Raw genomic sequence first — 21,889 nt, 5'->3', positions numbered from 1 at the left:
GAGACAGAGGAATCCGGCGACCAGTTGCGCCGCGGCGCCCGGAGAGCCGCGGTGGCGAGGCGGGCTCGGAGGACATGGCGACGGGGCCGCCCGACGGCGTCCGCCGTGGCAGGAGCCCACCACGGTGGGCCTGCCGGGCCCGTCTGCAGCCCCTCGCGGGACCACGTCCGCTCAGTTCGTGGCGCGATCGCGCATGTGGTAGGCGCCGGCATCGTCGCGCACGAACATCTCGGCGATGGCGGCGTGTCGCAGGGCCTCCCCCGACGTATCGGGCAACAGGTTCTGCTCCGACACGTAGGCGACGTACTCGGTCTCGGCGTTCTCGGCCAGCAGGTGGTAGAAGGGCTGATCCTTGCGCGGCCGCACCTCCTCGGGGATCGACAGCCACCATTCCTCGGTGTTGTCGAAGACCGGATCAACGTCGAAGACGACACCCCGGAACGGGTAGATCCGGTGGCGCACCACGGCGCCGATCGCAAACTTCGCGGTTCTCAGTGTTACGTCCATCATGGTTCAGTCCGTCCAGACTGGACAGATAGGTGCGATGATCGAGCCTGTCACCGGGCGTGGACTGATCCTTCGGCATCGGCGGCGCGGAGCGGCAAGTCCCGGGGACGATCGCCTCGGGGCTACCCGCCGACCCGAAGACGACCTGACCGCATCGAGGCCCCGGCCCTCGATGCGCCTGAGTCGGCCCGGACCGCACGGGACCCTCGGGGCCTGAACGCGGCTCCCTCCGGCCCCGGCGATGTCCGAGCGGGAGGGAAGGCAGACCCTCGCAGGCCATCCCGGCCCCTCCCGGACCCTCGACTCGAAGCCCCGTGCCGGGCGGATCAGCCTCCCTGGCCGCCGCGCCATGCGTGACCGAACGAGAGGACTAACGCGCGCGCTGAAACGTCTTGAGAGAAAAGCGGCAGAATTACCAGTCACGATGCCGTGCAGAACAAGCAATTTCACGAGCTCTTCAAAAACACAATGCGCAGCATTATCTCACTGTCCTGGCCACGACACGGGGAACATCTATGATAAAGGAAGCCGTCAAGAAGGTTTTACCGAATGGCATGAAGCACAATATTCATAAGCTGTCAGCGAAGATCGCGCAATCGCGGGAGGCGAGCCGAAACCGCGACAAGTCTGCGCGCGAGGTGTTCTCGGAGATTTACGCGAAGGCAAAATGGGGCGGGGCCGTCGGAGGCATCAACTCGGGTTCAGGCTCCTACGGCCCCGCGGCGGAACTGTACATTCACAACATAAATCGATTTATACAGTCGCACGCTGTCAAGAGCGTCCTGGATATCGGCTGCGGTGACTTCTCCATTGGAAGCCGCCTGATATGTGACGATTATACGGGCATTGACGTTGCGCAATCGGTCGTCGACAGGAACAATGCCGAATATTCCTCGGACGGGCGCCGCTTCGCATGCCTGGACGCCGCGGGACCGGCCGATCTTCCCAGGGCCCAGCTGTGCCTCATTCGGCAAGTACTTCAGCACCTGTCAAATCAGCAGGTCACGGCCATTCTTCGAAAATTCTCGCCATTCGAGTTCGTTATCTTGACGGAGCACCAGCCGGCAGCGTGCGATTTCAGGTCTCATAACAGGGATATCGTGCATGGAAGCAACACGCGTCTGGCTTACGGGTCGGGTTTGTATTTTGACAAGCCTCCCTTCAACTTGAAAACCGATCTTCTATTCGAGCATGCCGGGGACCTGACATCGCACAACATGTACGATAGAGGTTTGATCAGAAGTTTCCTCGTTCAGAATTCCCAGTGATGTGTCCGCTCACGACCGTACGGGTGCCCCCCGCTGAGGCCGCGGTCGCCCGCCGGATTGCCCGCGTGACGTCGGGTTCGCGGATCCGGTTCCGCGGGTGACGCACGACCGCGACGGGGCGCCATCCGCCGTTCCGCACCCGGGTAGAGCGGATCCGGCCGCGGCGATCGCACAGCGCAGGCCGGCACGCCCGGCCTCCCCGGTCCGGATGCGGCCAGCGGCGCGGTGCGGACGACGCGCCCGTGACGGAGGTGCGTCGCGGATCTCTCCTAGGGAATCCGGATCCCGAGGTCCGCGGCGATGGACCGGGCCGTGGCCTCGCGCCGGGCGGTGATGTCGGCAGCCGCGGTCCGCGCCCGCTCCACGATGGCGGGCGGCGCGGTCCGCGGGGTCCCGCTGTCGAAGGGCGGCTCGGGGGCGTACTGCATGCCGAGCTGGATCGCCTGGGCGGCCTCGTCCCCGCGCAACGCGGCGGCGAGCCGCAGCGCCCCGTCGATTCCCGCGGTGACGCCGGCCGCGAAGACCCAGGTGCGGCCGTCGGCGTCGCAGTCGATCACGACGCGCTCATCCACCGGCTCGGCTCCGAACCAGGGCAGCAGATGGGCCGCGTTCCAGTAGGTGGTCGCCCGTCGCCCCACGAGGAGGCCGGCGGCGCCGAGGAGCAGGGCGCCTGTGCAGACCGACAGGACGTGGCCGGCCCCCGCCGCCTGATCGCGGATCCAGCCGAGGAGGTCGGCGTCGCGCATCAGCGCCTCCTGGCCCTGGCCGCCCGGCACGTGGAGTACGTCGAGGCGCGGGGCGTCGGCGAGGACGGCGTCCGGCAGGATCCGGAGGCCGCGGACGTCGCGGACGGGCTCAAGACTCGGCCCGTAGACCCGATAGGTGCTGTTGGGCACCCGCGACAGGACCTCGAACGGGCCGGTGAGGTCGATCTGGTCCAGCCCCTCGAACAGGAGCGAGCCGATCTGAAGATGGGTGTCGGGCGGGATCATGCCGAAATCTCCGTGGTGGACAGGCGGCTTCTAGCGCGTCACAGTTTGGCCGAGATGCCAAAGACCCCTCGTTTTCCGCCAAATCTTCCGCGACCCGTGGAGGTGCTGGCCTTCCCGGCGGTGCAGCTCCTCGACGTGGCCGGGCCCCTCCAGGTTTTCGCCACCGCCAACGAGCACGCCGGCGTCGGCACCCCCTACGCGCCGCTCGTGGTCTCGGCCGGAGACCTGACGCTCACCGCGTCGGCGGGCCTGCGGTTGATTGCCGACCCGCTGCCGGCCTCCGACGCGCCGGTGGACACGCTGGTGATCGCCGGCGGTCCCGGCGTCACGGCCGCCTGCGCCGATCCCGCCCTGGTGGACTGGGTCCGGATCCGCGCCGGGCGGGCGCGCCGGGTGGCCTCGGTCTGCACCGGCGCGTTCCTGCTCGGTGCAGCGGGCCTCCTCGACGGGCGGCGGGCCGTCACCCACTGGAAGCATTGCGGGGCGCTCGCCGCGCGCTATCCGCGTGCCCGGGTCGAGCCGGATCCGATCTTCGTGCGGGACGGCCCGGTCTGGTCCTCGGCGGGGATCACGGCGGGCATCGACCTGACGCTGGCGCTGGTGGAGGAGGATCTCGGCCGCGCGACCGCCCTGGCGGTGGCGCGGCACCTCGTGATGTTCCTCAAGCGCCCGGGCGGACAGGCGCAGTTCAGCGCGGCGCTCGCCCTGCAGGCGGGGGAGGCGCGGTTCGGGACGCTGCACGCCTTCATCGCCGGGAACCTCGCGGGCGACCTGTCGCTGCCGGCGCTCGCCGCGGCGGCCGGGATGAGCGAACGCAGCCTCAGCCGGCACTACCGGGAGGCGACCGGCCTCACCCCGGCCAGGGCCGTGGAGCGCCTGCGGGTGGAGGCCGCCCGGCGCGCGCTCGCCGAGACGGCGCAGCCCGTGAAGCGCATCGCCCGCACCTGCGGCTTCGGCTCCGAGGAGACTCTGCGGCGCAGCTTCCTGCGGCACGTCGCGGCGACGCCGCAGGAGTACCGGGCACGGTTCGGCGGGTGAGGGGCTCGGGCGGTCTCGCGGCGTTCGAGGGCCGCCGGGATCGTCCGGCGCAGGCCCTCGCGATGGTCGGGGAGGTCCGCATTCGGGATGCGGAGCAGGGCGAAGCAGGCACGGTCGACGACGAACCGGTCGACCGGGTGCCGGTACTTCCGCCGTCCAGGGCCCGGTTCCGGAGAACGCGCCGGAGCTTGGCCTCGGCCGACATCCGGGTGCGGCGCAGAGTGCGGGATCGATCTGCTCGCCGCCCGGCTCCGACAGTCCGATCGCGGATCCTGCCGACGATACGGATGCGTCGCTGGTGCGGGCCTGATCCGACGAACCGCTCGGGTCAGCGATGACACGCCCAGGCCAGCGCAACCCGCCCCGTTCCCGCGTGGGAGAGGGGACGGGTCGTGGCAGCCGCTCAGCCCAGATTGTAGACCGCCGCCAGCTCCGGATCCTTCGCGGCCACCAGCTTGGCGAGGTCGACGATGACCTTGGCCTGCTTCCACGTGGCGTCATCCTGCATCTTGCCGTCGAGCATCACCGCGCCCGTGCCGTCCGGCATGGCCTCCACGATCCGGGCCGCGAAGGCGACCTCGGCCGGGTCGGGGGCGAAGACCCGCTTGGCGATCGCCACCTGGCTCGGGTGCAGCGTCCAGGCGCCGGCGCAGCCCATCAGGAAGGCGTTGCGGAACTGCGCCTCGCAGGCATCGCCGTCGGAGAAGTCGCCGAACGGGCCGTAGAAGGCCTTGATGCCGTTGGCCATGCAGGCATCGACCATCCGAGCGATGGTGTAGTGCCAGAGATCCTGCTGGGCCGTGGCCCGCGGCGCGTCGCCGGAGGGATCGCTCAGCACCCGGTAATCCGGGTGGCCACCGCCGACCCGGGTGGTCTTCATGCCGCGCGACGCAGCGAGATCCGCCGGTCCGAGGCTCATGCCGTGCATCCGCGGCGAAGCCGACGCGATGGCGTCGACATTGGCCACGCCCTCGGCGGTCTCCAGGATCGCGTGGACCAGGATCGGCTTCGTCACGCCGTGGCGCGCCTCGAGCTGGGCGAGCAGCTGGTCGATGTAGTGGATGTCCCACGGTCCCTCGACCTTGGGCACCATGACGACGTCGAGCTTGTCCCCGACCTCGGCCACGATCGTGAACAGGTCGTCGAGAATCCAGGGCGAGTTGAGGGCGTTGATCCGGGTCCAGAGGCCGGTGCCGGTGGCGGCGAAGTCGGTGGCCTGCGCCATGGCCACGAAGCCCTTGCGGGCCGCCTCCTTCTGGTCGGCGGGAACCGCGTCCTCCAGGTTGCCCAGCACCACGTCGACCGTGCCGGCGAGCTCCGGCACCCGGGCGCGGACCTTGTCGTTGTGCGGCGGCACGAAGTGGATCATCCGCTCCAGCCGCACCGGCAGCTCGCGGAACGGGGCCGGCGCGCCGGTGGCGAGGGGCTGGAAGAAGCGGCGGGGCAGTTTCATCGGGGGCCTCTTGTACGGGGCTGGCGTTCGGCCCCGTTAAGGCAGGCTTGGGCGTGCGCGTAAAGCCGCGCCGTGCGGAAGTGCCCTTGGACTTCCGACGCAGCCGCTCACCCGCGCCGGCCGGGACGATCGACCATGCCGACCCGACTGCCGAAGAAATCGCCGCTGCTGCCGGCCACCACCACGAGGCGCCGGACCTCGCCCCGCAGGAAGGCCTGCAGGAAGCGGTTATAGTCGCGGAACGAGACGCAGCCGTTCGATGCGCCCGGCTGACGCAACATGTAGGTGTGAGCCAACAGACCGTCGCGTCCGTGGATCGCACCGCTGCCGCCGACCGGGGTGAGGCGGATCGCCCGGACGCCGTGGAACAGGCGCTCGCGCTCGGTCAGCGTGTAGGTTCCGGGCGGCGTCGAGCCGCGCATGCGCAGGTGGACGTAGCGCGGGTTGTCCATCGCGGGCCCGAGACCGGAATGGGCCTCCAGCACCTCGCCCGAGGGCAGCGTCACCGTGCGGGCGGTGATGTCGTAGACCGCGGTGCCGCCCACGGATTCGGGCGCCGGGCTGATCCGGGTGCGCGGGGCCTCCTGGGGCAGGGCGTCGGGGCTGGCATAGGCCAGGACTTGCCGGGCATCCTGCCGGGCGTCCTGCCGGGCGTCTTGACGAGCGTCCGGCCGGGATGCGGCGTCGACGCCGAAGAGCTTCTCGAAGAAGGAGGGCTCCTCGGCCATCGCGGCGCGGAACACGTCGCGGGTGCGGGGCAGGGTGCGGGCGGCCAGCCGGGCAGCCGGGACGGCGGGCGGACGACGCAGCTCGGGGGGCCGCGCCACCGGCAGGGGCACGAGGGCCGCGGGCGTCGGCGCGGCCTCGGCGATCCGCACCTGCGGCTCCGGCGCCTTCGCGGCCTGGGCGACCCTCGGCTGGACATCGCTCGGCTGAACATCCCGGGCCTGCGCGGCTCGGGCCTGCTCCGCCCTGGCGACTTGCCGGGCGATCGCGCGGATCGCGGGCGGCGGTTCGGCGGCGGCGACCAGGAAGGCGGGGGCGGGGGGGGCCTCGTCCCCGAAGGTCTGAGCGGCGGCAGGGCCCAGGGTGGGGCTCGGATCGAGCATCCAGGCGACGCTCAGGCGCGGCGCCGGGCTCTGGGCCGTCGCCGGGGTGAGCCGGAGCGCGGGCGCGGGCTCCGCGGCGGCAAGAGTCGGCCGCTCACCGGCGGGAAGCGGATCGTGCGGCGGGGTGAGCATGGCCCAGCCGGCGAGGGTCACGGCCGTCAGGGTGATCAGCCCCGTCAGCCGGGCCCGGCGGCGGGCACGCCGCATGGCGCTCGGGTAGGGGGCCCGTGTCCGGACGACCGGATCGTAGACGGTCTCCACGTAGGTGATGCGCGAGGGCGCCGTGCGAACGGGCTCCGCGGCGCGGTACGCGGGTGGGGACATCGCAGCCTGGGCCATTCGGGAACTCGCGCACGCGCCTCCCCGCGGGCAGCCGCCGCCGTTCACCCGCGGAAGCCGTTTCCGCGCGCGTGGCCTGGGTTGCCCAAATGGGAAGGACATCAACCGTCCGTCCCATTAAGCGTCCCTATGGTTAAGTCTTGCTGAAGACGCCCTGTCGTCCGCGAAGACGCGATCAGGTCGCCGTCCCGGGCGCCTCCATGGGCCCGTGCCACCGCGCCACCAGGACACAGAGCACGGCCACCGGCACGCCGATCAGCGACGTGCCGACGAAGAACCACGTGAACCCGGTCCACTCGATCACGAAGCCCGAGAACCCGGCGAGCAGGCTGCCCGGCAGGGCGCAGAGGGACGTGAGCAGGGCGTACTGACTCGCCGCGTGGGCGGTCGCCGAGAGCCGCGACATGTAGGTGATCAGCACGATCGACGCGAAGGCGTAGGCGAAGCCGTCGATCCCCACCGTCAGCGCGAAGGTCCAGAACGCTGCCCCGCCATGGCCCCCGTGCCAGGCGAGGTAGGCCAGCGCGAGGTGCGAGGCGGAGGCCGTCACGGTGCCGATGAGCAGGCTCGCCATCATGCCGATCCGGGGGATGATGGCGCTGGCCAGGAAGGTGCCGCCGAGCGCGATCCAGAAGCCGAACAGCTTGGTCACCGTGGCGATGTCGGTATTGGAATAGCCGAGCGTCTTGAACAGCGGGATCGCCATGGCGCTCGAGACGTAGCCGGGCATCCGGAAGCCGGCGACGAGGGCCAGGACCGGCACGGCGAGGGGTCCGAGCCGGGCGAGGAGGTCGCGGATCGGCGCCCAGACGGTCTCGACGAAACCGCCGGTCGCCGGCGTCTCGGGGGCGGGGGGCTCGGGGGCGAGCAGCGCCGCGATCGTCCCGGGGGCCATCAGCGCGGCCATGCACAGGTAGGCGGCGCGCCAGCCATAGGCGTCGGAGAGGTAGAGGGCGCCGGCGCCCGCCGCGAGGTTGCCGATCCGGTAGCCGATCTCCGACCAGGACGACATCAGCGCCTGCTGCTCGGGGGGCGCGGCGGTGATGCGCCAGCCGTCGATCACCACATCCTGGGTGGCGCCCGCGACGCCGAGCGCCAGGGAGAAGGCCACCGTCCAGGCGAGCCAGTGCGCCGGGTCGCCGAAGGCGATGCCGGCCAGCGCCAGGGCCACCAGAATCTGCGTGGCGACGATCCAGCCCCGGCGCCGCCCCAGCCAGCGGCCCAGCAGCGGCGCGTCGTGCCGGTCGAGGAACGGCGCCCAGAGGAACTTGAGCTTGTACGCGATGGTCAGTTCGCTCATCAGCCCGATCGTGGCGAGCGGCACCTTCGCCTGGACGAGCCACGCCGATTGGGTCGCGTAGACCAGCAGGAACGGGATCCCCTGCGCGAAGCCGAGGCCCAGCACCGCGGCCACGCGCCGGTCGGTGAACAGGGGGGTGAGGAAAGCGCCCGGCGCGGCCCTCACCGGCTCGGGCGCGCCGGTGACCTGCGCCGGGTTTGCCATCCACGCGTCTCCTGAGTCGCGGGGCAGGAGAGAGCAGAGATGCGCTGCCGGCGCAACGATCGCGCGACCGTCGCAACCTCCCCCTTCATCCTGAGGTGACCGCGAAGCGGGCCCCAACGGAGGCTTCCAGAAGCCGCCGCGGTCCCTGGAGGGCTCCTGCGAGGCGGCTTCGCCGCACCTCAGGCTGAAGGGGGGGGTTGGGAGGGGCGTCGCGCGCGCCGCCCGTCACGCCGCCTTCTTGCCCCGCTCGGCGATCTTCACGAGGCTCCGCAGCACCTCGGTGGCGGTCTTGAGCCGTGCCGGGACCGTGGTCAGTTCGCGCACGAACACCACGCTCATGTCGGGCCGCACCTTCGCGAACGACGCCTGCTCGGCCACGTAGGCCACCAAACCCTGCGGGTTGGCGTAGGACTTGTCGCGGAAGTGGACCACCACGCCCTTCGGTCCGGCCTCGACCTTCTCGATGTTGGCCTTGAGGCAGAGGATCTTGATCGTGCCGATCTTGAGGAGCTGCTCCACCTCCGGCGGCAGCGGTCCGAACCGGTCGATCATCTCGGCGCCGAAGCTCTCCATCTCGGCATCGTCCTGAAGGGTGGCGAGGCGCCGGTAGAGGGCGAGCCGGACGCCCAGATCCTCGACGTACTCCTCCGGGATCGTCACGGGCGCGCCGAGCGCGATGGTCGGCGACCACGCCTCCTCGGGCACGTCCTCGATGCCGGCCTTCAGCGCCGTGACCGCGTCCTCCAGCATCTGCTGGTAGAGCTCGTAGCCAACCTCCTTGATGTGGCCCGACTGGGCGTCGCCCAGCAGGTTACCGGCACCGCGGATGTCGAGGTCGTGGGAGGCGAGCTGGAAGCCCGCGCCCAGCGTGTCGAGGCTCTGCAGCACCTTGAGGCGCTGCTCGGCCTGGGCGGTGAGCTGGCGGTTCGCCGGCGTCGTGAACAGCGCGTAGGCCCGGGCCTTCGAGCGGCCGACGCGGCCGCGCAGCTGGTAGAGCTGGGCCAGCCCGAACATGTCGGCCCGGTGCACGATCAGCGTGTTGGCGGTGGGGATGTCGAGGCCCGATTCCACGATCGTGGTCGAGAGCAGCACGTCGAACTTGCCCTCGTAGAAGGCCGTCATCACGTCCTCGAGCTGGCCCGCCGCCATCTGGCCGTGGGCGACCGCGACCTTGATCTCCGGCATCTCGGCATCGAGGAACTTCTTGACCTCCGCCAGATCCTCGATCCGCGGCACCACGTAGAAGGCCTGGCCGCCGCGGTAGCGCTCGCGCAGCAGGGCCTCCCGGATGGTCAGGGGGTCGAAGGGCGTCACGAAGGTGCGCACCACGAGGCGGTCCACCGGGGGCGTCGCGATGATCGAGAGCTCGCGCACCCCCGTCATGGCGAGCTGGAGCGTGCGGGGGATCGGGGTCGCCGAGAGGGTCAGCACGTGGACGTCCGCCTGGAGCGCCTTCAGCCGCTCCTTGTGGGCCACGCCGAAATGCTGCTCCTCGTCCACGATGATCAGGCCGAGATCCTTGAAGGCGATGTTCTTGGCGAGCAGCGCGTGGGTGCCGACCACGATGTCGACGGTGCCGGCGGCGAGGCCGGCGCGGGTCTGCTTCATCTCCGCCGCGGAGGCGAAGCGGGAGAGCTGCGCCACCTGGACCGGCAGCCCCTTGAAGCGCTCGGCGAAGGTCCGGAAATGCTGACGGGCCAGCAGCGTCGTGGGGACGATCACCGCCACCTGCTTGCCGGCGATCGCGGCCGCGAAGGCCGCGCGCAGCGCCACCTCGGTCTTGCCGAAGCCGACATCGCCGCAGACCAGCCGGTCCATCGGCCGGCCGGCATTGAGGTCGTCCAGCACCGCGTCGATGGCGTTGGCCTGATCCTCGGTCTCCTCGAAGGGGAAGCGGGCGGCGAATTCTCCGTAGAGCCCCTCCGGCGCCTTGAGGGCCGGCGCCTTCCGGACGAAGCGCTGGGCCGCGACCTTGATCAATTCGCCCGCCATCTCGAGGATGCGGCGCTTCATCTTGGCCTTGCGGGCCTGCCACGCGCCGCCGCCGAGGCGGTCGAGGGCCACCTCGGCATCCTCCGAGCCGTAGCGGGTCAGGAGCTCGATGTTCTCCACCGGCAGGAGCAGCAGGCCGCCGGTATATTGCAGCTCCAGGCAATCGTGCGGGGCGCCCGCGGCGTGGATCGTCTTGAGCCCGACGAAGCGGCCGATGCCGTGATCGGCATGGACCACGATGTCGCCGGGCTGGAGCGCCTGCACCTCCAGGATCACGTCCTGGGGCCGCTTGGCCTTGCGCTTCTGGCGGACCAGCCGGTCGCCCAGGATGTCGCCCTCGGACACCACCGCGAGCTCGCCGGCGGTGAAGCCCGCCTCCAGGCCCCAGACCGCCACCGCCGCGTCGGTGCCGCGCTTGAGCGCGTAGACGTCGGTGAGCCGGGTGATCGCCACGGGCTTCTTCAGGCCGTGGTCGGTGAGCACGCCGCAGAGGCGGTCCCGGGATCCGTCGGACCAGGCTCCCAGGATCACGTGATGACCGGATCCCTGGAGGTCGCGGATATGCGCCACCGCGGCGTCGAACACGCTGGTATTCTCGTCGGCCCGCTCCGGCGCGAAGGACCGGCCGGCCTTGGCGCCGCAATCGATCACGGCGCGCTCGGGCGAGTCGGGCTGGGCGAAGGGCGTCAGCCGCGCCACCGTGGCGGCGGCGATCCGCTCCTTCAGCTCGTTCGGCATCAGGTAGAGGGCGCGCGGGGGCAGGGGCTTGTAGGGGGCGACGCCGGCCGGCGGCGTCTTCATCGCGCCCTCGCGGGCCTGGTAGTAGTCCTGGACGAGGCTGATCCGCTCGGCGGCGGCGTCCTCGACCTGCGGGTCGAAGACCAGCGGCACGCCGCCGAGATAGTCGAACAGGGTGTCGAGGTGGTCGTAGAACAGCGGCATCCAGTGCTCGAGGCCGGCGTAGCGCCGCCCCTCGCTCACCGTCTCGTAGAGCCGGTCGTCCCGGGTGGCCGCCCCGAAGCTCTGGATGTAGCCCTGGCGGAAGCGCCGGATCGTCTCGGTGGTGAGCTGGACCTCGCTCATCGGCATCAGGTCGAGCGAGCGCAGCTGCCCGGTGGTGCGCTGCGTCTCCGGGTCGAAGGCGCGGATCGATTCGAGGGTGTCGCCGAAGAAGTCGAGGCGGATCGGCGCGGCTAAGCCCGGCGGCGACAGGTCGAGGATGCCGCCGCGCACCGCATACTCGCCGGTGTCGCGCACGGTGCCGGTGCGCAGGAAGCCGTTGGCCTCCACCCAGGCCACCACGTCGTCCATCGCCACGACGTTGCCGATCGCCGCCGAGAACGCCTCTCGGGCAATGTGCGTGCGGGGCGGGACCCGCTGCACCAGGGCGTTGACCGTGGTGCAGAGGATGCGCGGCCGGTCCTCGGCCGAGCGGGTCCGGGCGAGGCGGGCGAGGGCCGTCATCCGGGCGGCCGCGACCGCGGTGGTGGGCGAGACCCGGTCGTAGGGCTGGCAGTCCCAGGCCGGCAGGCTCATCACGTCCATCTCGGGCGCGACGAAGCTCAGGGCCGCCTGGAACGACGCCGAGCGCCCGGAATCACGCGCCACGTGGACCAGCACGGCGGGCGCGTCGACGGTGGGCGCCAGGGCGCGGGCGAGGTCGGCGAGCGCCAGCGCGTCGAATCCTTCCGGGGCGCTCGCGAGAACCGGGCTGTCGCCGCGCTTGAGGGCGTCGATCGCCTTGGCGAGCGCGGAGGATTTCGGCAGGGCGAAGCGCGCGACCTGCGGCTTGGCAACCGGCTTGGCGACGGGGGCGGTGGGCTTCGGCTGAGGCTTGGCCATCGGGTCTTTCGCGGGGAGATCCCGCCGGGCGCGTCAGAGACGGAGGTCGGGTGGCGTTAGCCCATCGGGCCGTCGCGATAAAGCATGCCGGCGCAGGCGTGGGGGTGGCTGAACGCCTCTATATGGCCGCTCTCCCGCGGCAGGGAACGGCACGACGCCGAAGTGCGGCCGATCGTCGGCAGACCGGGCTCAGGACGAGGCGCCGGTCCCCTCTCCGGGGCGGGCGAGGGACCGGGCGCGTTGCCTGCCCCGCCCGGGAGGACCCGATCCCTTAACCCCGGTCCTCTCCCGCAGGGGAGGGGGACCGACGCGGCCCGCCTGAGGCGCTGCGCGAGCCCTGAGGGCAAGGCGTTCAGGCGTCCGGCCCGACGATCTCCGCCAGCGCCGCCTCGACCCGGCCGCGGAAGAAGTCCGCGTTGGGCATGTGCTCGGTCATCGTGGCGGCCCGGCCCGTCGCCTGCCGCAGGATCTCGCCGCGCAGGGCCGGATCGGAGCGCTCCATCATCTCCAGCATGATGCGCACCACCAGCTCGGTGGCGATCGACCGGGCCGGGTGATCGTAATTGGGCTTGGGTTCGTCCATGGCGGTCCCTCTCAGGAATGGATCGGCGCGTCGTGCCGGTGGAACGCCCGCACCCGCCGCCAGACCGACGTGTCGTAGTTCGAGGGCGTCTCGACCTCGCCGGTGAGCCACTTGAACAGGTCGCGGTCCGGCACCTCGATCAACGCCTCGAACTGGTCGAGCTCCGCCTCGGACAGGTCGCCGATCTCGGCGTCGGCGAAGCGGCCCATGATCAGGTCCATCTCGCGGATGCCCCGGTGCCAGGCGCGGTAGAGGAGGCGGCGGCGGCGCGGATCGAGGTCGGCGCTCGTGCGGGTGGTGCCGGACATGGCGGTCGAACCTCGGTTGAGAGGACAGGCAGAGGCTAGATAGGCGCCCGGGACCGGCGGATCCAGAACGGTGCCGCCGGTCGGCGGGTTACAACCGGCGCGCGAGGGGTCAAAAACGAATTGCCTCCGGCGGGCGGTCCGTTATCTCGGGCTGCAACGCCCCGGACGGGGCGGCGAGCGGGAGCAGGACGATGCCGAAGGCGATCCGGGTCTACGAGTACGGCGGCCCCGAAGTGATGCGCTTCGAGGACGTGCCCCTGGCCGAGCCCGGTCCCGGGCAGATCCGCGTCAAGCAGGCCGCCATCGGCGTCAACTTCATCGACATCTACTTCCGCACCGGCGCCTACAAGTCCCCGCACCTGCCCTACACCCCCGGCAAGGAGGGGGCCGGCACCGTCACGGCGGTGGGCGAGGGCGTCAGCCAGTTCAAGCCGGGCGACCGGGTCGCCTACGGCTCGGTGGCGGACGGCTGCTACGCCGAGGAGCCGGTGATCCCGGCCTCCGCGGCCGTGCCGATCCCCCACGGCGTCGACGAGAAGACCGCCGCCGCCATGATGCTCAAGGGCCTGACCGTCGAGTACCTGCTGCACCGGACCTACGCGGTGAAGCCCGGCGACACCATCCTGTGGCAGGCGGCCGCCGGCGGCGTCGGCCTGATCGCCTGCCAGTGGGCCAAGCACCTCGGCGCCACGGTGATCGGCACCGCCGGCAGCCCCGAGAAGGCGGAGCTCGCCAAGCGGAACGGCTGCGACCACGTCATCCTCTACCGCGAGGAGGACGTGGCCAAGCGCGTGCGCGAGATCACCGGCGGCAAGGGCGTGCCGGTCGTGTATGACGGCGTCGGGCAGGCGACCCTGATGGGCTCGCTGGACAGCCTCGCGCCGCTCGGCCTGCTGGCGAGCTTCGGCTCGGCCTCGGGGGCGATCACCGGGCTGGACCTCGGCCTGCTGGCCCCGCGCGGCTCGCTCTACGTGACGCGTCCGACGCTCGCGACCTTCTCGTCGAACCGCGCCACCCTGGAGGAGGCGGCCGCCCGCCTGTTCAAGGTGGTCGGCGACGGCGCGGTGAAGATCGCCGTCAATGGCACCTACCCGCTGGCCGAGGCGCAGCAGGTTCACCGCGACCTCGCGGGCCGGGAGACCACGGGCTCGATCGTGATGCTGCCGTAAGGACCGACCGTGACGCCCGGCAACACCGACCTGCTCCTCGTCGTCGACGTACAGGTCGACTTCCTGCCGGGCGGGGCGCTCCCCGTCCCGGGGGGCGACGCGGTGGTGGCGCCGATCAACGCGCTTCAGCACCGGTTCCGGCACGTGGTGCTGATGCAGGATTGGCATCCGGCCGATCACGTCTCCTTCGCCGACACCCATCCGGGGCGGGCGCCGTTCGACACCGTGGCGCTGCCCTACGGGCCGCAGGTGCTGTGGCCGCGGCACTGCGTGCAGGGCAGCCCGGGCGCGGGCTTCGCGCCGGGTTTGGCCACCGACCGGGCGAGCCTAGTGGTGCGCAAGGGACTGGATCCGCGCGTCGACAGCTACTCGGCCTTCCTGGAGGCCGACCGGACCACGCGCACGGGTCTCGCGGGGGCGCTCAGGGAGCGGGGCATCACCCGCGTCGTCTTGTGCGGCCTCGCCACCGATTTCTGCGTCGCCTGGAGCGCGCTGGACGCCCGCGACGCGGGGTTCGACGTCCGGGTGGTGGAGGACGCGGTGCGCGGGATCGACGTGGACGGGTCGCTCGCCCGGGCCTGGGGGCGGATGGAGGCGGCCGGCGTGCGCCGGATCGGATCGGCGGAGATCGTCTGACCGCTTCCGGCACCGGGAGGCGAACCGCCGCACGGGAGGCGGGAGACCGCCCCCGATCCGGTGCGTTGGCCTGTCATCACCAGCCGACAGGAGCCCGCATGTCCTCCAAGCATCTTAAGACCGACACCCCGACCGACGCCGACCTCAAGGGCAATCCCGGCATCGGCACCTCGAAGGGCATGAGCGGCGCCGATCCCGCCGACCTGCAGGCGGATTCGACCTTCGAGGGCGACGTGGACAACGAGACTAAGGTGGACGGCGGCATCGATCCGGACCACCGCCCGCGCAAGAACGCGTGACGAAATGCCCGGGCCGGCGCGGCCCGGGCCGATCTCAGCGGCCGCGCGCCGGCGCCTTTGGCCGCCGCGGCGCAGGGGCGGCGTGCGGAGGTGCCGGGCTGTCCGCCGGGACAAAGAGCTGCGCCGGGCTCGCCGTGTAGCCCCGCAACTGGGCTGCGTTGACGGCCCCGCGTGCCGTCGTGCTGTCGACGTGGGCGCCCGCCGGCACGGTCAGGAGCGCGGCCGCGAGGCCCAGGGGAACAGGTTTCGGCATGGGCCCATCCTTCGGCCTGTGCGGCGCCAAGGCAATCCCCAGCCGGACCGGATGGGCCGCATCGGGACCCGGTGCGCGGCTTCCGAGGTACAGGACCGCATCGAGCGCCCTCGACGCCAGCATCGGAGCGTCTCCGATCGGCGGCCCGGCCCCTCAAGGCGCCGCCTTCGTCGCGCGGTGACGCGCGGAGCGCGCGGCCGTCGTAGCCCGACGGGACCGCTACCGTACGGGCGAGGGACGGGTACGGTCCGACCTCGCTGTCCCGGCGGCCGGCCCGTCAGAGACCCAGCCCGAGCTGTCGGGGGCCTTCCGGCTCGTCGTGCGCGAAGCCCGACAGGGAGACGCCGACCAGCCGCGCGCTGCGCCGCAAGGGGAACAGGCCGGCGAGCAGTTCGAGGCCGATCCGCTCCAGGCCGGCGCGGTCGGCCACGGGACAGGTGAGCGACTTCGCCCGGGTCACCTGGGCGAAATCCGAGAACTTGAGCTTCAGCGTCACGGTCCGGGCGCGCATGCCCTTCGCGTCCGCCCCGGCCCAGACCTTGTCGAACAGCGGGGCCAGCCGGGCGCTCAGAACCTCGAAGGCCGCCGTGTCCTCCGAGAAGGTGGTCTCGGCCCCGATCGACTTGCGCACCCGATGGGCGCGGACCGGCCGCGCGTCGATCCCGCGGGCGACCGCGTGGTAGTAGGCGCCCGCGGAGCCGAAGGTCTCGCGCAGGCGCTCCGGTGTCCAGGCGCGCAGGTCCGCCCCGGTCTCGATCCCCAGCCGCTTCATCTTCGCCTCGGTGACCGGCCCGACCCCGTGGAACCGGCCGATCGGCAGGGCGGCCACGAAATCCGGCCCCATCGCGGGGGTGATGACGAACAGGGCGTCGGGCTTGCGGTGATCCGAGGCCACCTTGGCCAGGAACTTGTTGTACGAGACCCCGGCCGAGGCCACGAGCCCGGTGCGCTCCAGGATCTCGGCGCGGATCGCCTTCGCCACCGCGGTCGCCGTCGGCAGGCCCAGGAGGTTCTCGGTGACGTCGAGATAGGCCTCGTCCAGCGCCACCGGCTCGATGAGCGGCGTGTGCCGGGCGAAGACCGCCCGGATCTCCTCCGAAACCCCCCGGTAGACCTCGAAGCGCGGCTTCACGAACAGCAGGTCCGGGCAGAGCCGCCGGGCGGTGGCCGACGGCATGGCCGAGCGGACGCCGAACCTGCGCGCCTCGTAGCTCGCCGCCGCCACGACGCCGCGCTCCCGCGAGCCGCCCACCGCCAGCGGCAGGCCGAGCAGGGCGGGGTCGTCGCGCTGCTCCACGGAGGCGTAGAACGCGTCCATGTCGATGTGGATGATCTTGCGGAGGGCGACCTCCGGATCCATCGCCGCCTCGGAGATCTGGCTTAGGTTCCCGCTCTGTTCCAGAGACCGCGGCCGGCGGGCGGGGTCAAGGCGGCTCGATCACACCTCAACAGGGATATCCCGCCCACGCCCCCATCCTGAGGTAGAGGGTCGGAGTTCGTTCGACCGCTCGCGACGGCGGCGCGCCGCCGTCAGGCGACGCTGCCGTACAGGTCGTAGGCCTCGGCCCGATCGATCTTCACGGTGACGATGTCGCCGACCCGCACCGGGCGCCGGAAGGCGGCGTGGACGGTGCCGTCGATCTCCGGCGCGTCGGCCTTGGACCGGCCCTTCGCGACCCCACCCTCGACGGCATCGACGATCATGGGCAGCCGCCTGCCGACCTTGGCCCTCTGCAGCCGGAGCGCCACAGCGTTCTGCGTCTCCATGAACCGGCGCTTGCGCTCGGCCTTCACCTCGGGCGGCACGAGGTCGCCGAGCGCATTGGCGGTGGCGCCCGCCACCGGCTCGTACTCGAAGCAGCCGACCCGATCGAGCTTGGCCTCCTGCAGCCACGCCAGCAGCTCCGCGAACTCGGCCTCGGTCTCGCCGGGGAAGCCGACGATGAAGGTCGAGCGGATCGCGAGGTCCGGGCAGGTCTGCCGCCAGCTCCGGATCCGGTCGAGCTGGCGCTCCTGATTGCCGGGCCTGCGCATCCGCTTGAGCACCGACGGGCTCGCATGCTGGAGCGGCATGTCGAGGTAAGGGAGCACCTTGCCCTCGGCCATCAGCGGGATGACCTCGTCCACGTGCGGGTAGGGGTAGACGTAGTGGAGCCGCACCCAGGCCCCGAGCTCGCCGAGCTCCCGGGTCAGGTCGTAGAACTTCGCCCGGACCTGCCGGTCGCGCCACGGGCTCTCGGCGTAGCGGATGTCGCTGCCGTAGGCGCTGGTATCCTGGCTGACCACCAGCAGCTCCTTCACGCCGGCCTTCACCAGCTTCTCGGCCTCGCGCAGCACGTCGGCGGCGGGGCGGCTGACGAGGTTCCCGCGCAGGGACGGGATGATGCAGAAGCTGCAGCGGTTGCTGCAGCCCTCCGAGATCTTCAGGTAGGCGTAGTGGCGCGGGGTGAGCTTGATCCCCTGCGGCGGCACGAGGTCGAGGAACGGGTCGTGGGCCGGGGGCACCGCCTCGTGGACGGCCGCCACCACCGATTCGTAGGCCTGCGGCCCGGTCACCGCCAGGAGGTCGGGGTATTTCGCGCGGATCTCCTCCGGCTGCGCGCCCATGCAGCCGGTGACGATCACCCGGCCGTTCTCCGCCATGGCCTCGCCGATGGCCGAGAGCGACTCCGCCTTGGCGGAATCGAGGAAGCCGCAGGTGTTGACGATCACCACGTCGGCGCCGTCGTGGCGGCGCGCCAGCTCGTAGCCCTCCGCGCGCAGGTGCGTGAGGATCCGCTCGGAATCGACCAGCGCCTTGGGGCAGCCCAGGGAGACGAACGAAATCTTGGGAGCCGAGGCTTTGGGGGCGGTCGTGGCGGTCATGGGCGCATTCGACGGATCGGACGCCGCCCGCGCGTGTGGCCGGTGGAACAGTCACACGGAGCGCGAGGACGAGAATTCGGGATCGCGTCCCTATAGCCGTTCCGGCCCGCCCGCGCGAGACCGGCTGCCGCAGGGGTGCTCGGCCCAGCACGCGAGGCTGCCCACGGTGGGGAACTTGGCTGTGACGCAGACCTTTAACGACGGATCCTGACATCACACATCATCTGACATCGACCCACCCGCCGCCGAGGACCGGCGCCGGGCGGCGGTGCCTGCGTGCAACTGCCGCTTCCCCCGCGGCATCGCCTGTGCGACGGCAGCGGATGACGCACAGCCCGAGGATAACGGCCCCGAACCCGGTCATGTGGACCCGAGAGATCCCCTTCATCGATCCCGTCGCGGCGGCGGCCCGGCTGCGCGCCCTGCCGGGGCTCGCCTTCCTGGACAGCGCCATGCGGCACGATCCGCTGGGGCGGCACTCGATCGTGGCCGCTGATCCGTTCGGGCGCTTCCGCTACCGCGACGGACGCGCGACCCTCGACGGACGCCCCGTGGCGGGCGGCCCGATGGCGGCGCTCCGGACCTGCCTCGAACCCTACCGGCTCGAGCCCGGGCCGGAGCCGTTCCCCGGCGGGGCGATCGGCTACCTCGCCTACGACCTCGGCGCGGCGCTGGAACGGGTGGCGCCCCCGGCCCGGCGGGCCGGGCTCACCGACGACATCGCCCTGAACCTCTACGACACGGCGCTGGTGGTCGATCACGCCGCCGGCACCTGCCGGCTGGTCGCCACCGGCTTCCCCGAGCGTGCGCCGGACGCCCGGCGGGCTCGCGCCGAGGCGCGGCTCGCCCTCTTCGCCGACCGGCTCGCCACCGCCGAGCCCCCGGGCCCCGCACGGCCGGCCGAGCCGCTCGTGTGGAACTCGAACTTTGACCGTCAAACCTATGAAGAAGCTGTCGAAAAGGTTCGCCATTATATCCGGGCCGGCGACATCTACCAAGCCAACATCGCCCAGCGCTTCACCGCCGATCTGCCGGCCGGCTTCGATCCCTTCGCCCTCTACCGGCGCCTGCGCGAGACCAACCCGGCGACCTTCGGGGCCTACCTGGAGCAGGAGGGGCTGACCGTCGCCTCGTCCTCGCCCGAGCGGTTCATCCGCCTCGACGGCCGGCACGTGGAGACGCGGCCGATCAAGGGCACCGCCCGCCGCCTCGACGATCCGGAGGCCGACCGGGCGGCCGCCGGGGCGCTCCAGGCCAGCGTGAAGGAGCGGGCCGAGAACGTCATGATCGTCGACCTGCTGCGCAACGACCTGTCCCGGGTCTGCGCGCCGGGCAGCGTCGCCGTGCCCACCCTCTGCGGGCTGGAGACCTACGCGAACGTCCACCATCTGGTGTCGGTGGTCACCGGCGACCTCCGCGACGGGCTCGACGCCCTCGACCTCCTGGCCGGGACGTTCCCGGGCGGCTCGATCACCGGCGCCCCGAAGATCCGCGCCATGGACATCATCACCGAGATCGAGGGCGACGCGCGCGAACTCTATTGCGGCGCCATCGGCCGGATCGGCTTCGACGGGGCGCTGGACACCTCGATCGCGATCCGCACCGTGTTCATGGACGACCGCCAGGCGGTGCTGCAGGCCGGCGGCGGGGTGACGCTGCTCTCCGAGCCCGGTCCGGAATACGACGAGACCCTGGCCAAGGCCGCCCGGGTGTTCGAGGCCTTCGCATGATCCTCGTCCTCGACAATTACGACTCGTTCGTCTTCAACGTCGTCCGCTACCTGGAGGAGCTGGGCGAGGACGTCCGGGTCGTGCGCAACGACGCCCTCGACGTCGCCGGCATCCGGGCGCTGGCGCCCGATGCCCTGGTGGTCTCGCCCGGCCCCTGCACCCCCGCGGAGGCCGGCATCTCGCTCCCGGCGATCCGGGACCTGTCCGGGCAGATGCCGATCCTCGGCGTCTGCCTCGGCCATCAGGCGATCGGCGCGGCCTTCGGCGGCACGGTCGCGCGGGCGCAGCGCCCCCTGCACGGGCAGATGACGCCGATTGACCACACGGGCACGCGGCTGTTCTCCGGGCTGCCGGCGCCGATGCCGGTGGGGCGCTACCACTCGCTGGTGGTGACCCCCGGTCCCGACATGGAGAAGCACCTCTCCGTCGACGCGGTCTCGCAGGAGGGGGAGGTGATGGCGCTCTCGCACCGGACCCATCCGACCTACGGCATCCAGTTCCACCCGGAATCGGTCCTGACCGAGGGCGGCCACGCCCTGTTCGCCAATTTCTTGGGGCTTGCCCGCGCATGGCGAGGGGGACGACGCGATGCTGTGGCGTGACGGCGCCGTCGTCCCGGGGACGACCGCGCCGCTGGACCTCGCCGACCGCGGCCTGACGCTGGGCGACGGGCTGTTCGACACGGCGCTCGCCCTCGGTGGCCGCGTCGCCTTCGAGGACGCCCACGTCGCCCGCCTGGTGGCCGCGGCGGACACGCTCGATATCCCCGCCGATCCGGAGCGGATCCGTCAGGCCATGCGGGCGCTGGCCAGGCAGGCGACCGGCGAAGACGGCCGGTTGGCGATCCGCACCACCCTCACCCGCGGGTCCGGCCCGCGCGGCCTGAAGCCGCCGGACGCTCCGAGCCCGACGCTCTTCGCCATTGCGGCGCCGAGCGCCCGGTCGACGGCCTTCGCGCCCCTGCGCCTGTGGCCGACCTCCATCGCCCGCAACGACACCTCGCCCGCCGCCCGGCTGAAGACGCTGGGCTATCTGGACGCGGTGCTGGCCGCCCGCGACGCCGCCGCGGCGGGCTTCGACGAGGCGCTGTTCCGCAACACGCGGGGTTTCGTCGCCTGCGCGGGCACCGGCAACCTGTTCGCGCTGATCGGCGGGACCCTGGTGACCCCCCCGCCCGCCGACGGCGTGCTGGCCGGGATCACGCGCGCGGAGGTGCTGGGCGTCGCCGCCGAAAGCGGGCTGCGCGCCGAGGAGCGGTCGCTGGGCCTGTCCGAGCTGCGCGGCGCCGAGGCTGTCTTCCTCACGAACTCCCTGCGCCTCCTGGCGCCGGTGACGGCGATCGGCGACACCGCCCTCGACAGCGCCGGCCACCCGGCGGTGGCCCGCCTCATGGCCGCCCTCCGGACCCGCGTGGCCCGAGCCTGCGGCGTCGCGGAAGACCGGGTCGCATGACCGAGCGCGAGACGGGGCGCGAGATCGAGCGCGAGACCGGGCCCGGGCGCCGGCGGCTCCGATACGGGCTCGCGGCGGGCTACGCCGGCATCGGAATCGTGCATCTGCTGGCGACCGACGCGATGCTGCCGCTGATGCCCGCCTGGGTGCCGGAGCCGCGCCTCGTCATCCTGGTGACCGGCCTGTGCGAGATCGCCGGCGCCGTCGGACTCCTGACGCGGCGGTTCCGCCGCGCGGCCGCACTCGGCCTCGCCCTCTACGCGGTCTGCGTCTATCCGGCGAACCTCAAGCACGCCTTCGAGCACATCCACATCGAAGGCCTTCCGGATTCCTGGTGGTACCACGGGCCGCGGCTGGCGTTTCAGCCGGTCTTCGTGTGGGCGGCGCTCTGGGCCGGCGGCCTGATCGACTGGCCGTCGGGCAGGGGGCGGAGATCTGCCGGACCCGCGGCCAAGACCTGCGATGGTCGTCGGGCCCCGGATCCGGGGGCCCGGCCGGAACCGTCAGCAACCAACCGGGAACCTTGATCACAGGATCCGGGGATCCCAGG

Annotated in this window: 20 protein-coding genes; 9 read left to right on the top strand and 11 right to left on the bottom strand. The window is 71.7% G+C overall.

Annotated features, from left to right (window positions below; all coding sequences use genetic code 11):
- Positions 1 to 171 precede the first annotated feature (171 nt).
- Positions 172 to 510, bottom strand: coding sequence for a heat shock protein HspQ (hspQ, locus tag MFF58_RS13300; RefSeq protein WP_238288219.1), 339 nt, complete (start codon positions 508 to 510; stop codon positions 172 to 174).
- Between the two features lie 512 nt (positions 511 to 1,022).
- Here hspQ and MFF58_RS13295 point away from each other — a divergent pair.
- Entirely contained in the window at positions 1,023 to 1,775 is a 753-nt protein-coding gene (locus MFF58_RS13295) for a class I SAM-dependent methyltransferase (RefSeq protein ID WP_238288214.1), read from the top strand.
- 269 nt (positions 1,776 to 2,044) lie between these two features.
- Here the strand turns inward: MFF58_RS13295 and MFF58_RS13290 are convergent, their stop codons facing one another.
- Positions 2,045 to 2,767 (bottom strand): DJ-1/PfpI family protein, encoded by a 723-nt coding sequence (locus MFF58_RS13290; protein WP_238288207.1) that lies wholly within the window; start codon positions 2,765 to 2,767, stop codon positions 2,045 to 2,047.
- Between the two features lie 54 nt (positions 2,768 to 2,821).
- Between MFF58_RS13290 and MFF58_RS13285 the strand changes: the two genes are divergently transcribed.
- Positions 2,822 to 3,805, top strand: a complete 984-nt coding sequence (locus tag MFF58_RS13285) for a GlxA family transcriptional regulator (protein WP_238288204.1) — start codon at positions 2,822 to 2,824, stop codon at positions 3,803 to 3,805.
- 403 nt (positions 3,806 to 4,208) lie between these two features.
- Here MFF58_RS13285 and MFF58_RS13280 read toward each other — a convergent pair whose 3' ends face one another.
- The 6 genes from MFF58_RS13280 to MFF58_RS13255 form a co-directional block, all read right to left on the bottom strand.
- Complete coding sequence (locus tag MFF58_RS13280; protein ID WP_238288195.1) at positions 4,209 to 5,258, bottom strand: HpcH/HpaI aldolase/citrate lyase family protein; 1,050 nt, start codon at positions 5,256 to 5,258, stop codon at positions 4,209 to 4,211.
- Between the two features lie 107 nt (positions 5,259 to 5,365).
- A complete protein-coding gene (locus tag MFF58_RS13275; protein WP_238288193.1) occupies positions 5,366 to 6,706 on the bottom strand; it encodes a DUF2778 domain-containing protein in 1,341 nt (446 codons plus the stop codon).
- Positions 6,707 to 6,881: 175 nt separating this feature from the next.
- Positions 6,882 to 8,210 (bottom strand): AmpG family muropeptide MFS transporter, encoded by a 1,329-nt coding sequence (locus MFF58_RS13270; protein ID WP_238288191.1) that lies wholly within the window; start codon positions 8,208 to 8,210, stop codon positions 6,882 to 6,884.
- Between the two features lie 225 nt (positions 8,211 to 8,435).
- Positions 8,436 to 12,044: a transcription-repair coupling factor gene (mfd, locus tag MFF58_RS13265; protein WP_238288189.1), complete on the bottom strand. Its 3,609-nt coding sequence runs from the start codon at positions 12,042 to 12,044 to the stop codon at positions 8,436 to 8,438.
- A gap of 352 nt (positions 12,045 to 12,396) precedes the next feature.
- Positions 12,397 to 12,627 carry a hypothetical protein gene (locus MFF58_RS13260; RefSeq protein WP_238288179.1) on the bottom strand — a complete coding sequence of 77 codons (231 nt, stop codon included), beginning with the start codon at positions 12,625 to 12,627 and terminating at the stop codon, positions 12,397 to 12,399.
- 11 nt (positions 12,628 to 12,638) lie between these two features.
- Positions 12,639 to 12,935 carry an FAD assembly factor SdhE gene (locus MFF58_RS13255; protein WP_043351869.1) on the bottom strand — a complete coding sequence of 99 codons (297 nt, stop codon included), beginning with the start codon at positions 12,933 to 12,935 and terminating at the stop codon, positions 12,639 to 12,641.
- Between the two features lie 191 nt (positions 12,936 to 13,126).
- Between MFF58_RS13255 and MFF58_RS13250 the strand changes: the two genes are divergently transcribed.
- The 3 genes from MFF58_RS13250 (at position 13,127) to MFF58_RS13240 (ending at position 15,039) form a co-directional block, all read left to right on the top strand.
- Complete coding sequence (locus tag MFF58_RS13250; protein ID WP_238288177.1) at positions 13,127 to 14,104, top strand: quinone oxidoreductase family protein; 978 nt, start codon at positions 13,127 to 13,129, stop codon at positions 14,102 to 14,104.
- 9 nt (positions 14,105 to 14,113) lie between these two features.
- On the top strand, positions 14,114 to 14,740 hold the full coding sequence (gene pncA / locus MFF58_RS13245) for a bifunctional nicotinamidase/pyrazinamidase (protein WP_238288175.1): 627 nt from the start codon (positions 14,114 to 14,116) through the stop codon (positions 14,738 to 14,740).
- Between the two features lie 98 nt (positions 14,741 to 14,838).
- Positions 14,839 to 15,039 carry a hypothetical protein gene (locus tag MFF58_RS13240; RefSeq protein WP_238288173.1) on the top strand — a complete coding sequence of 67 codons (201 nt, stop codon included), beginning with the start codon at positions 14,839 to 14,841 and terminating at the stop codon, positions 15,037 to 15,039.
- Positions 15,040 to 15,073: 34 nt separating this feature from the next.
- Here the strand turns inward: MFF58_RS13240 and MFF58_RS13235 are convergent, their stop codons facing one another.
- From MFF58_RS13235 to rimO, 3 genes are all read right to left on the bottom strand, one after another.
- Positions 15,074 to 15,292 (bottom strand): hypothetical protein, encoded by a 219-nt coding sequence (locus MFF58_RS13235; protein ID WP_238288171.1) that lies wholly within the window; start codon positions 15,290 to 15,292, stop codon positions 15,074 to 15,076.
- A gap of 277 nt (positions 15,293 to 15,569) precedes the next feature.
- On the bottom strand, positions 15,570 to 16,652 hold the full coding sequence (dinB, locus tag MFF58_RS13230) for a DNA polymerase IV (protein ID WP_238288169.1): 1,083 nt from the start codon (positions 16,650 to 16,652) through the stop codon (positions 15,570 to 15,572).
- A gap of 170 nt (positions 16,653 to 16,822) precedes the next feature.
- The gene (gene rimO, locus MFF58_RS13225; protein WP_238288167.1) at positions 16,823 to 18,157 is read right to left on the bottom strand and encodes a 30S ribosomal protein S12 methylthiotransferase RimO; all 1,335 of its coding nucleotides are present in this window, start codon (positions 18,155 to 18,157) and stop codon (positions 16,823 to 16,825) included.
- Positions 18,158 to 18,519: 362 nt separating this feature from the next.
- Between rimO and pabB the strand changes: the two genes are divergently transcribed.
- Genes pabB through MFF58_RS13205 form a run of 4 tightly spaced genes read left to right on the top strand, consistent with a single transcriptional unit; the run spans position 18,520 to position 21,866 of the window.
- The gene (gene pabB / locus MFF58_RS13220; protein WP_238288158.1) at positions 18,520 to 19,887 is read left to right on the top strand and encodes an aminodeoxychorismate synthase component I; all 1,368 of its coding nucleotides are present in this window, start codon (positions 18,520 to 18,522) and stop codon (positions 19,885 to 19,887) included.
- A complete protein-coding gene (locus tag MFF58_RS13215; RefSeq protein WP_238288157.1) occupies positions 19,884 to 20,489 on the top strand; it encodes an anthranilate synthase component II in 606 nt (201 codons plus the stop codon). Before pabB ends, MFF58_RS13215 begins: the two co-directional genes overlap by 4 nt.
- The gene (locus MFF58_RS13210; RefSeq protein WP_238288155.1) at positions 20,476 to 21,339 is read left to right on the top strand and encodes an aminotransferase class IV; all 864 of its coding nucleotides are present in this window, start codon (positions 20,476 to 20,478) and stop codon (positions 21,337 to 21,339) included. The genes MFF58_RS13215 and MFF58_RS13210 overlap by 14 nt, the downstream gene beginning before the upstream one ends.
- Complete coding sequence (locus MFF58_RS13205; protein WP_238288153.1) at positions 21,336 to 21,866, top strand: DoxX family protein; 531 nt, start codon at positions 21,336 to 21,338, stop codon at positions 21,864 to 21,866. Before MFF58_RS13210 ends, MFF58_RS13205 begins: the two co-directional genes overlap by 4 nt.
- Positions 21,867 to 21,889 lie beyond the last annotated feature (23 nt).

The sequence above is a fragment of the Methylobacterium longum genome (genome assembly GCF_022179385.1).
In the GTDB taxonomy this organism is placed as follows: Bacteria; Pseudomonadota; Alphaproteobacteria; order Rhizobiales; family Beijerinckiaceae; genus Methylobacterium; species Methylobacterium longum.
This window is presented reverse-complemented; position numbering and strand designations above follow the sequence as displayed.